The organism is Tissierella sp., assembly GCF_052089545.1.
In the GTDB taxonomy this organism is placed as follows: Bacteria; Bacillota; Clostridia; order Tissierellales; family Tissierellaceae; genus Tissierella_A.
In genome coordinates, this window is sequence record NZ_JBQDAA010000026.1 from 16,438 (window position 1) to 18,283 (window position 1,846).

A 1,846-nucleotide genomic window follows, 5' to 3' on the forward strand; every position below is an offset into this window, starting at 1 on the left:
CTAGTTCCCAATAAACATCACCAGCATTATTTTAACCACTTATTTGGAAAAATATTCTAGTCTAAAGATCCAAAATCATCGTTTAAAGGAAAATATCTAAATCCAGTAATGCCTTTTACACTTTTACTAGGAACTGTCCCAAAGCTTCTACTATCTTTACTTGCATCTTTCTCTCTATTATCTCCAAGTACAAATATTTCTCCCTCTGGAACTGTCCAGGTGTTTTTATTATATATATGTGTATAGGACCCTTCTTCTATATAGTCTTCTTCTAGTAACTTTTTATTTAAATATACTCTACCTTCTATTATTTCTACCAAATCTCCCTCAATACCAATTACTCTTTTTATATAATCTTTTCTTTCACTATCAGGCGCTTTGATAATTACAATATCGCCTCTTTCTGGTCCTTTAAAAATAAGTGAAACCTTCACAGAAAACAGTCTATCTTTTTCATGTAAAGTAGGGTACATAGAATTACCCAATACATAAGTAGAGTTAAATAGGAAAGTTTTAATAAAAACAGCAATTATTATTGCAAATGCTATACTTTTTATCCAATCCATCATATCGTTTTTATCATTACTTGATTTTTTGTTATCATTTTTATCGTTATCCAAGTGCTACACTCCTTCCAATATACCTATATTATATCATCTTTACATAATAATTAAAGGATAATTTTTGAAATTACAAGGTCTAATATTTCTCCTAAAAGTTTAGCTGTTTATTTAGACTCATCAATTGTATTTACATTTGCACCAACCTCAACAAGTGCAGAATAATCTGATAGATACTGATTAAATCTACCATATTCTTTTATTATTATACCCCTACATAACCCAGGATATATTGTATCTGAAACCGCCTTTATATATTTAGCATAATTTAAATTTTCATTGTAATTTTCGCTACCTGCTGCTACTACAAGAGCAAATTTAGCTACCTCTTTCCCATCGATTGTTGTAGTGTATCTTTTATGATGTTTTTTATACATTGCTGCATACTCTTTCTCGTTTTTCCCCTTTATCTCTACTCCATCCCTATGGATATCAAATATGAATTTAAGATTTTCTTCTTTTGCCATTTCTTTTTTTATAGTATTTAAGCTCCTTGAATAGCTTTTATTAAAAGATGGTCTATCATGGTGTGTTGTATCATGATTTATCTTATGATTTCCACTTTCTAAAGTTTTAGAAAAAATATCTCCTATTTGTATTACATTTTGAGTATTATCAGTAATATAGTATTCACCTTTTTTAAGAGGTTCATACCCCTCTGTAGCATGAGTATGAAATGCCAATACATATGGTTTGTCAGGATCCACCTTTATTTTTTTCACGTTTACAGGCTCAGGAATATCTTCTAGATTAAACTTTCCACTAGAATCTCTCACTACTATAAAGTTTTCATATTCCTCCAGATCATCTATTATTATAAAATCTTCCACTTCCTCATGAGTATTTTCTATGTCCCTTTTATCTTTTGGTCTATCTATATCTTTAACACTTTTTTTATTAAATATCTCTTCAAAAACCATTTTGACTTTTCCAAATTTATTCTCCTTTGAAAAATCTACTATATTAGATTCGTTACTAGCTTTAACATTTTTAGCAAGCATTATAATCATAGAACCTACGTTTAATCCTATTAAACATATCAATGCTATAATTATATATGCGCTTTTATTATTTTTAAAAGATCTTTTCGAACTTTTAAATCTAGGTTTATTTTTCCTACTTCTTCGTCTTCTCATAGTTCCTCCTCCTATATTAGCTTATAGTCTAATATATATTCGAGGAGGAAAAAACTATGATAAAAGTCAATTATCTTATATATCTATTTA

2 protein-coding genes are annotated in these 1,846 nt (G+C 28.7%); both read right to left on the reverse strand.

Annotated elements, in window-relative coordinates; translation table 11 throughout:
* Window positions 1-56: 56 nt before the first annotated feature.
* Window positions 57-620, reverse strand: coding sequence for a signal peptidase I (gene lepB / locus ACTHW2_RS03665; RefSeq protein ID WP_442262378.1), 564 nt, complete (start codon window positions 618-620; stop codon window positions 57-59).
* 107 nt (window positions 621-727) lie between these two features.
* Window positions 728-1,756, reverse strand: a complete 1,029-nt coding sequence (spoIIP, locus tag ACTHW2_RS03670; protein ID WP_442262379.1) for a stage II sporulation protein P — start codon at window positions 1,754-1,756, stop codon at window positions 728-730.
* Between the last annotated feature and the right edge of the window lie 90 nt (window positions 1,757-1,846).

Bases quoted from the DNA above. Each gene is read 5' to 3' on its own strand.
- spoIIP (WP_442262379.1), bottom strand. From the start codon at position 1,756: ATGAGAAGACGAAGAAGTAGGAAAAATAAACCTAGATTTAAAAGTTCG.